Annotated in this window: 9 protein-coding genes; 8 read left to right on the top strand and 1 reads right to left on the bottom strand. The window is 50.5% G+C overall.

Going from position 1 to position 9,397, the window contains the following annotated elements; translation table 11 throughout:
• The 7 genes from H6F43_RS11085 to H6F43_RS11055 form a co-directional block, all read left to right on the top strand.
• The coding region (locus tag H6F43_RS11085) for a CHAT domain-containing protein (RefSeq protein ID WP_190342825.1) at nucleotides 1-1,386 on the top strand (1,386 nt) is incomplete at its 5' end.
• Between the two features lie 176 nt (nucleotides 1,387-1,562).
• Nucleotides 1,563-2,261 carry a DUF928 domain-containing protein gene (locus H6F43_RS11080; RefSeq protein ID WP_190342824.1) on the top strand — a complete coding sequence of 233 codons (699 nt, stop codon included), beginning with the start codon at nucleotides 1,563-1,565 and terminating at the stop codon, nucleotides 2,259-2,261.
• 12 nt (nucleotides 2,262-2,273) lie between these two features.
• Nucleotides 2,274-4,529, top strand: a complete 2,256-nt coding sequence (locus H6F43_RS11075) for a CHASE2 domain-containing protein (protein WP_190342823.1) — start codon at nucleotides 2,274-2,276, stop codon at nucleotides 4,527-4,529.
• 6 nt (nucleotides 4,530-4,535) lie between these two features.
• On the top strand, nucleotides 4,536-5,156 hold the full coding sequence (locus H6F43_RS11070) for a response regulator transcription factor (protein ID WP_190342822.1): 621 nt from the start codon (nucleotides 4,536-4,538) through the stop codon (nucleotides 5,154-5,156).
• A gap of 203 nt (nucleotides 5,157-5,359) precedes the next feature.
• Nucleotides 5,360-5,563 (top strand): hypothetical protein, encoded by a 204-nt coding sequence (locus H6F43_RS11065; protein ID WP_190342821.1) that lies wholly within the window; start codon nucleotides 5,360-5,362, stop codon nucleotides 5,561-5,563.
• Nucleotides 5,564-5,667: 104 nt separating this feature from the next.
• Nucleotides 5,668-6,564: an AraC family transcriptional regulator gene (locus H6F43_RS11060; RefSeq protein WP_190342820.1), complete on the top strand. Its 897-nt coding sequence runs from the start codon at nucleotides 5,668-5,670 to the stop codon at nucleotides 6,562-6,564.
• Between the two features lie 196 nt (nucleotides 6,565-6,760).
• Nucleotides 6,761-7,345 carry an isochorismatase family protein gene (locus H6F43_RS11055; RefSeq protein ID WP_190342819.1) on the top strand — a complete coding sequence of 195 codons (585 nt, stop codon included), beginning with the start codon at nucleotides 6,761-6,763 and terminating at the stop codon, nucleotides 7,343-7,345.
• Between the two features lie 191 nt (nucleotides 7,346-7,536).
• Here H6F43_RS11055 and H6F43_RS11050 read toward each other — a convergent pair whose 3' ends face one another.
• Nucleotides 7,537-8,445, bottom strand: coding sequence for a LysR family transcriptional regulator (locus tag H6F43_RS11050; RefSeq protein ID WP_190342818.1), 909 nt, complete (start codon nucleotides 8,443-8,445; stop codon nucleotides 7,537-7,539).
• A 141-nt stretch (nucleotides 8,446-8,586) separates the two neighbouring features.
• On the opposite strand from H6F43_RS11050, the gene H6F43_RS11045 reads away from it, so the two are divergent.
• A complete protein-coding gene (locus tag H6F43_RS11045; protein ID WP_190342817.1) occupies nucleotides 8,587-9,291 on the top strand; it encodes a pirin family protein in 705 nt (234 codons plus the stop codon).
• The last annotated feature ends 106 nt before the right edge of the window (nucleotides 9,292-9,397 follow it).

Here is a 9,397-nt window from a genome sequence, read left to right as displayed (position 1 = left end):
GATATTGCGTATCAGTGGCAATGGCAGTTAGGACGGTTGCTGGCAGTTCAGGGCGACAGTCGTGCCAGTGTTAAAACCGTAGTGCCCGTGTCTCGCCAGCCCTATGGCAGCGCGATCGCGGCTTACACCGATGCGTTCAACACGCTCCAATCCCTCCGCAGCGACTTGGTTGCGATTAACCCAGACGTGCAGTTCTCCTTTCGAGAGAGCGTGGAGCCGCTGTATCGACAGTTTGTGGAACTCCTGCTGCGCTCCGCTCCGGGCAGCGAGCCAAGCCAAAACAACCTGAAACAGGCGCGGCAGGTGATTGAATCCCTCCAACTCGCAGAACTAGACAACTTCTTTCGAGAAGCTTGTTTGGATGCTCGCCCAGTCCAAGTGGATCAGATCGATACTCAAGCCGCCATTGTTTATCCCATCATCCTGCCCAACCAGTTTGCCGTTATCCTTTCTCTGCCCAACCAGCCCTTAAGCTACTACCAGACGGCGCTATCACAAGCAGAAACCGAGCGGATTTTGGCTCAGATGCAGCAGTCGCTGCGGGAAACGGCTTTCCCAGAGGAGCGGCTCCCGATCGCTCGACAAGTCTATGATTTACTGGTTCGACCTTTAGAAGCCAAGCTTACCGCCAGCGAGGTTAAAACGCTGGTCTTCGTGCTGGATGGATCGCTGCGAAATTTGCCAATGGCAGCCCTTCATGATGGTCAGCGATACCTGGTCGAGACGTATCGCGTAGCGCTGGCTCCGGGTCTCCAGCTACTACAGCCGCAGCCGTTGAAACGTCAGCCGCTAACCGGATTGTTAGGCGGATTAAGTCAGTCCCGGCAAGGATTTCCAGCCTTGCCGAATGTGGAGCTTGAAGTGAGTCAAATCAAATCGACGCTGCCAACTCAAGTCCTGCTGGATCAAACGTTTACTAACACGACATTCCAAAGCAAAATTGATACCACCTCGTTTCCCATTGTTCATTTAGCCACCCATGGTCAATTTAGCTCCAATGTTGATGAAACCTTTGTTTTGACGTGGGACGATCGAATTACCGTCAAGCAATTGGATCAGCTTCTGCAAACAAGAGAAGGGAATCAACGCCCGATCGAACTCTTGGTGCTAAGCGCCTGTGAAACAGCGGCGGGGGATCAACGAGCCGCCTTGGGAATGGCAGGCTTTGCGGTGCGATCGGGGGCACGCAGCACGCTAGCCACGCTGTGGTCAGTCAACGATCGCTCCACGGCGTTACTCATGGTCGAATTTTATCGGGCGATCGAAAAAGCCGGAGTGACTAAAGCAGAAGCCCTGCGTCGTGCCCAACTGGCGCTGCTCAAGCAGCCAGAATACGAGAATCCCTACTACTGGGCACCGTTTGTCCTTTTGGGGAATTGGCTATGATTCGCGTAATTCAGAACACGCTGGCTGCGTAAATCCTAACGACAGAAATTAAGCTGCTAGCTTCAAAACCTGCGATCGGGGTGTTGGCTGCTTAGAATCGAGAGGATTGAAATCAAAGGATATCTTCGCTCATGATCCGGATAAGATTTCTGTTGCTGTCTGCACTCCTGGGGATAATGGCTCTCGCACCCAGTGCCCTTGGCATCCAGGCTCAGAGGCAAGTCTTGCCACGTGAAGGGCGTACCCAGCAAATTAGCGACTTGCCACCTCCGCCCCAAAATCCGAAGCGCACGACAGGGGGTGGTCGGCGCGATGGCGGTTCATGTCCTCAGGATGCCAAAACCGCAACCCAATCCTTGACGGCTCTCAGTCCAGAGATCGAACCGGGCTCAACCCTGTCAGACTATCCCACGTTTTTCGTTTCTGTCCCAACCACCAGTGCCAAAACAGCGGAATTCAGTCTATTTGATCAAACCAGGCGTGGAATTTACCAGACGACCTTTACTCTAACAGGCACCCCCAGCATTGTTCGGTTTACCTTGCCGTCTAACGCACCGCCGCTTGCAGTCGGTCAAACCTATACGTGGGCGTTTGCCCTGATTTGTGAGCCAAACAATCGCCGCCGCGATCGCCTGACAACCGGTTGGATTCGCCGCATCCAACTGGCTCCCGCTCAACTGCGCCAAATCACCCAAGCAGTCGCCAAGGAGCGGGTTTTGCTGTACAGAAAAGTGGGTATTTGGTACGAAACACTCTCCGCAGTCATTGAGCTACAGCGGGCTCAGCCCACCGATCCAACCCTGGAAGTAGCCTGGAAAGATCTCCTGCAATCAGGTGGATTGAACCCGACTGCGATACAGCCATTGCGAAAATAGCGATCGCTCACCATGATCTGGACAACTCTAAAACAGCGAATTTGGCAATGGCGTGGCATTGTGCTTACGGCTGCAAGTGCTTCTGGGATCGTGATTACATTGCGTTTAGCCGGAGTGCTACAGCTATCAGAACTGGTGGCACTGGATCAGTTCTTTCATCTGCGTCCATCGGAGCCTGCTGACCCCCGAATTGTTCTGGTCACGATCGATGAGTCGGACATCAATCAACTCAAGCAGTGGCCCATGTCAGATGCCGTGCTCGCGCAGCTACTGCAATTACTCAAACAGCAACGCCCCAGAGCCATTGGGCTTGATCTTTATCGCAATCTACCCGTGGAGCCAGGACATTCCGCCCTAGTGAAGCTGTTTGCCTCTACACCCAATTTAATTGGGATCAAGAAAGTCGTTAGCAATGTAGACAGTACGGCAGTGGATGCCCCAGCCCTCTTAAATCAGTTGGGTCAAGTGAGCGCCAGCGATTTTGTGCTGGATGTGGATAGCACGCTGCGTCGGAATCTGCTTTACCTGCGCGATCGAGATAATCGAGCGATTCTAAGCCTGGGAGCAAAGCTGGCATTTATCTATCTAGCAGCAGAAAAAATCACACCTAAAACCATTGACCCAGATAAACATCAGTTCCAGTTAGGGCAGGCAGCGTTTACGCCGGTACAAGCAAATGATGGCGGCTATATCCGCATTGATGATGGTGGTTATCAAGTCTTGTCCAACTTTCGCAACCTACAGCAGGGCTTTCGGCGAATCTCTATAACCGATGTGCTAGACGGTCGCATGCCACCGGGTTTAATCCACGATCGCATTGTGCTGATTGGCATCGAAGCCGAAAGTCTCAAAGACAATTTTTACACCTCAGTTACGCCCTCTGGGAGGGCATTAGCGGGCGTCGAAGTTCATGCTCAGCTAGCTAGTCAGGTGATTAGTGCGGCACTGGACGGGCGACCTTTATTACAGGTGTGGTCGGAGCCGTTCGAGTGGCTTTGGATCGTGGCTTGGGCGGGAATTGGAGCCACGCTCGGCTGGACCCTGCGATCGCCCTCACATACGGCGATCGGCGTTTTGCTCTGTAGCATTGCCCTGCTGGGCAGCGCCTACCTGCTGTTTCTAGCGGGGTGGTGGGTGATTGTGATTCCGCCTCTACTCGCTCTGATTGGGTCTACTCTCGTCGGTAACGGCTACCTGCTGTGGGAAAACTTGCAGCTCTCCCACCGTCAATTAAAACTTTCCCACGATCAGCTAGAAGAATATGCCAGAACGCTGGAGCAAAAAGTAGCCGCCCGCACCTCAGAACTAGCGCAGGAAAAAGAACTCCTGCAAACCATCATTGATCACATGCCTGAGATGATCCTGCTCTACGATGCCCAGGGTCAGATCCAGTTTGTTAATAAAAAATTAGAGCAGGTTTTGGGCTGGTCGCAAGCAGAATTAGCAGACCGCGATCTGATTACAGAAAGTTTTCCAGATCTCGCGATACGCCAGCGATTTTTGAACCACATGTTAACGGTGACTGAACAATGGTTGGATCTAAAAACGACCACCAAAACAGGGCATCTGCTAGAAACCTCCTGGGCAAGCATTCAGCTTTCTAATCACTTACGGGTGGGAATTGGACAAGACATTAGCGATCGCAAACGGGCAGAAGCCGCATCCGTTCTCAACGAACGTAATCGAATTGCACGAGAAATTCACGATACCTTAGCTCAAACGTTTGGCGGCATTTTGCTTCACATCGGCGCCGCAACAGATGCGATGGAAAACGATCCGGATAGAGCCCTCGCGTATATTGGAACGATCGATGAGTTAGCTCGAACCGGGCTTGCCGAAGCGCGGCGATCGGTGGCTGCGCTCCGACCTAAGCTGCTAGAGGAGGGCGATCTGTGTAGTGCCTTAAACAGCCTCGCGGCTCAAAGAACCTCTTTAACTACACGAGTAACCTGCCGCATAATTGGCATACTCTATGCTTTACAACCCCATGTTGAAGATAATCTATTACGAATTGGGCAAGAAGCGCTGACCAATGCCCTCAAGCACGCTCATGCCACTGAAATTTCGATCGAGCTAGTGTATGAAAGCACACAGATCATTCTACGAATCAAAGACAATGGGCAGGGATTCGAGATTCAGAGATCGCTGGAAAAGGGCTTTGGCTTGCTGGGAATGAGCGAACGGGCTGAACGCATTGGAGGCAAACTAACCATTCATAGCCAGCCTAGTCAGGGTACGGAAGTTGTTGTAGCGGTGAAGCGGGAGTAGGGAATTATGACCATTCGCATTCTGCTTGCTGATGATCACCCGATCGTGCGACAGGGATTAGCGGGAATCCTGAACAATCAATCTGATATGACCGTCGTTGCCGAGGCGGATGATGGACGAGCGGCGATCGAGCAATTTCGCAACTGTCAGCCCGATATTGCGATTTTAGATTTGCGCATGCCGGATGTCGGCGGCGTGGAGGCGATCGCGGGAATTCGCGCTGAGTTTCCAGATGCCCGCATTATCATGTTCACGATTTATGATACCGATGAAGATATTTATCGAGGGCTACGAGCGGGCGCAAAATCCTATCTGCTAAAAGATACACCCTGTCGAGAGATTTTAGAGGTGATTCGAACCGTCCACGCGGGCAAGCGCTATATTTCCCATGAACTGGGCGCTAAACTCGCGACTCGCATTGACCTACCCGAACTTACGACGCGAGAGCTAGAAGTGCTGCGCCTGCTTTCTAGGGGCAAAAGCAACCCCGATATTAGCGCTCTGCTCTCGATTACTGAAGGAACCGTCAAATTTCACGTCAACAATATCCTGAGTAAGCTCGGTGTGAGCGATCGTACGCAGGCTGTGCTCAAAGCACTGAAACGGGGTCTGGTTCAATTAGATTAGAGCAGAAAAATTGATTGAAGCTATTCCCTTCTTCATCATGTCCTAGACGAAAGTTAGGGGGTTCTTTAATCCTATAGTTAAACCAATTACCGTAACGCTTGTCCAGGTCAAAAACTTGACGACTCATAGGTGGGGATTGCAATCATTTCCCCTAGGATAAAGGCATCAAAGCTGAACTCGTGGCGGCGCGTGACGTAGAGGTTATGACAGAAACCAACGAGTGCCAGCAAACCTTGAAACTGTTCTGTCGAACAGTAGTCACTATCGGCAAGGAGATTGTTGTGTCTGGTGCTTTAAACGGAAAAGTTGCGATCATTACAGGAGTTGCAAACTTGGGCAAGCTGTTTGCTAAGGCTCTGGCAGAGGATGGCGCGAAGATTGTGATTCACTACTCCGGGTTGTGCTAAAAGCACTGAAATGAGATTTGGTTCAACTGGATTAACTGAGAAGTTGCAGCAAGAATCTACCCCTAGAACTCGCAAAGAAAATTGGTTGAGCTGTTGGAGAGTTTATGACTAGAGCAAAACCTGTGACTGTTAACGCGGCTCACGACGAATCGATCTTAAAGGTGCTTCCAGGGCTGCCAGTTCTTTCGAGTCAAGCTACCTCATGGAACGGAATTCAACTCGCGCATCACCATTTTCTCGCTGCCTTTGAAACGCCTGAACATTGTTTTCCTCAACACTTCATCACCATTCACCTGAATCATGCTCCCGTTGAGAAGGAGCGAATGATCAATGGAGAGTTCCAATGCGATCGCTTTAGAGCAGGTGATATTTGCTTGACCCCGGCAACTGCGCCTGTGTCAGTTCGCTTACACGATGCTTGTGAAATTATTCATCTATATCTTGAGTCTGCGTTGATGGTTCGATTGATGGCTGATGTGGCAAACGTGGATGGTTTGGAATTGATGCCGCAGTTTAAGCTAAATGATCCACTCATTTACCAAATTGGCATCACGCTGAAAACGAAGCTGGAGACGACTGGAGTATGGGATCGCCTCTACACCGAGGCAATGGCGATGGCAATCTCGGCGCAATTAATCCAGCATTACTCGACACAACCCCTCAAGGTTCGCCAGTATACCGATGGATTGCCACAAGCGCGACTTCAGCAGGCGATCGAATACATTCAGGCACATGCCGCGCAGAATCCCAGCATCACTGAAATCGCTCAATGGGTCGGGATGAGTCCGTTTTACTTCAGTCGGTTGTTCAAGCAATCAACCGGACTCACGCCGCATCAATATCTGATTCAATGTCGGGTTGTTCAAGCAAAACAGCTACTGAAAACCACCAATCTGTCGATCGCGACTGTTGCCACTCAAGTTGGTTTTGTCGATCAAAGTCACCTGAGTCGCCATTTCAAACGCCAGGTTGGGGTGTCGCCCAGTCAGTTTCGTGCTTAGGGCAAGATTGTCCTGATACACAGCAGGATCATCCAAGACGACCAGGTGGCATTCAGCCTACACTTTACAAGTCTTATGGTTCCGCTTTGTCCAAAGACCAAACAACTATGGAGCAACAATTATGAGCAGCGCCACAACTCCTAGCACAAACATTCATACCCCATACCCCGATCGTCTTAGTGTTGACAATGCAGCCATGCTGTTGATTGACCATCAAGAAGGATTCTTTGGGGGCATAAAGTCGATCGATACAGCTGAGTTGCGAAACAACATTATTGCACTAGGAAAACTGGCGAAGGTTCTCAATATGCCCACCGTGCTAACCAGCAGCTTCGCTCAGGGCATTAACGGCTCAATCATTCCCGAGTTGTTGGAATTGTTTCCCGATTTACCTGTGATCAACCGTCATTTAGTCAATGCTTGGGCTGACCCCGACTACGTTGAAGCAGTCAAAGCTACTGGACGCAAGAAACTGATCATGTCTGCTCTGACAACCGATGTATGCTTGGTCTTTCCAGCCATTGATGCTGCTAAAGAAGGGTTTGAGGTGTATGCGGTTCTTGATGCATCAGGTGCTTGGAGCAAACGGGCAGAGGATGCCTGTGTGTTACGGATGAATAATGCAGGTGTGATCATGACTACCTGGGTTTCAGTTGCAGCAGAACTGTTGCATGATCATCTGGGTTCATACAAGCAAGCTGTTCAAGGTGTGTATGATGAGCACCTATTTGGTTACAGTGCTGAGGGCAAGGAGGATGATGCAGTGTTGCAACCTGCTTAGGGATCTATGGAAGGTATTAATCTCCCTTAGCTCTCCTTAAAAAGGGTTCATGTCAGCTTTTGGTGAAAACAGACACGATCGCTCATTCAGGCAACGAAAATTCTGGTTCCAGGGTAGCTCAAGAATCTCTATTACCAAAAGCCGGCAGGAGCCCAAGTATGGCATTGATTTCCTGAATTAATCACCATTGGTTAATCAGGATGCCAATCTGATCGATCGCCAAAGCGTTCTTGAAGGAAATTAACCAGTAATCGAACCTTGGTAGACAGATGACGACTGACCGGATAAATCACGGCGATCGAGAGTTCGGGTGGATGATAGTTGGGCAACACAATTTGCAGCGTTCCTTGCTGCAACTCCCGCCTCACAATAAACGCGGGTAGTAGGGCAATTCCTAACCCTCGCACCGCGGCATCTCTGAGCACTTCCCCATTGTTGGAACACAACACCCCATCCACAGAAACCGTCTGTTCTCCATCGGGTCCAATGAGCGTCCACTGATGCTCAACCGCAAGTTGACCGTAGTGCAAACACGAATGCTGACGCAGTTCGTTTGGGTGAGTTGGAATTCCATGCGTTTCTAAATAGCTGGGAGCCGCACACAGCAGCCGTTGAGCTGCAGTTATCGGATGCACAATTAAGCTGGCGGACTCTTGAGGTTTGGCAATTCGCACCGTGACATCAAAGCCTTCCTCGATCGGATCAATAAAGCGATCGTTCAAGGTCAACTGCACCTGAAGATCGGGATACTGCACCAAAAAATCAGCTAGGGCTGGAGCCAAGTGCATTGTGCCAAACGACATTGGCGCATTGACTCGCAATCTACCTCTTGGTTGCTCATGAAGCAGAGTGATCGATCGCTCAGCTTCTTCCAGACTTGCCAAAATATCCAGGCAGCGCTCATGAAACGCCAGTCCCGTCTCTGTCGGAGTCACTACCCGCGTACTGCGGTGCAGCAGTTGCACACCCAACTCATTTTCGAGCGCAATCACAAGCTTATTCACAGCCGATCGTGATAATCCCATGTCCCGCGCGGCAGCCGCAAATCCACCAGAAATTACAACTTGGGTAAAGGCACGAATGCTTTCAAATTTGTCCATTGTTCAACTATTGTAGACGTATTGGAGACAGTCTGCATATAAAACAGTGTATTGTCTTTTCATTTAATCTAATTCATAATAGCAGTGTGGCTAAAAGATATAGCTTCCATCGCTACTCTCACCGCTTAGGAGACTTGAAACATGATTACACTTCGACCTGCTCAAGACCGTGGCACTGCAAACTTTGGTTGGCTCGATAGTCGTCACACCTTCTCCTTTGGCAACTACTACGACCCCAGCCACATGGGCTTTGCTGATTTGCGGGTGATTAATGAAGACAAAGTAACTCCCGGTCAAGGCTTTGGCACTCACGGACACCGCGACATGGAGATTATTTCCTACGTCCTCGAAGGTGCATTAGAGCATAAAGACAGCATTGGCACCGGATCGGTGATTCGTCCAGGAGATGTGCAGCGGATGTCTGCTGGAACGGGCATTCAGCACAGTGAATTTAACGCCTCCAAAACTGAACCCGTTCACTTTCTGCAAATCTGGATTTTGCCAGAGGCGAAAGGCATTGCGCCGAGTTACGAGCAGAAGACATTCACCGAGGAAGAAAAGCGTGGTCAGTTGCGCTTAGTCGGTTCTCGTGATGGACGTGATGGCTCGATCACCATTCATCAAGATGTCAATCTCTACGCCACTGCCTTACAGGAAGGTGACAAAGTGAGCCATGCGTTAGCAGACAACCGAGTCGCGTGGTTACAAGTGGTCCGAGGTGCCGTGCAGCTGAACGATCAAACGCTCACCGCTGGAGATGGCGCTGCGATCGCTCAGGAATTGCAAATCACGCTGCAAGGTGCGTCTAAGGACTCTGAAGTGTTGCTGTTTGATATGGCGGCATAGCGTGTTGTAGGGTGGGCAGTGCCTACCCTACGGGATCTCGTTTAGAGCTTATTAACGTTGATTAAAGCGATCGCTCCAAGGAAGATATGAAACTGTTCTACATGCC

The organism is Leptolyngbya sp. FACHB-36, from assembly GCF_014695955.1.
Classification (GTDB): Bacteria; Cyanobacteriota; Cyanobacteriia; order Leptolyngbyales; family Leptolyngbyaceae; genus FACHB-36.
This window is presented reverse-complemented; position numbering and strand designations above follow the sequence as displayed.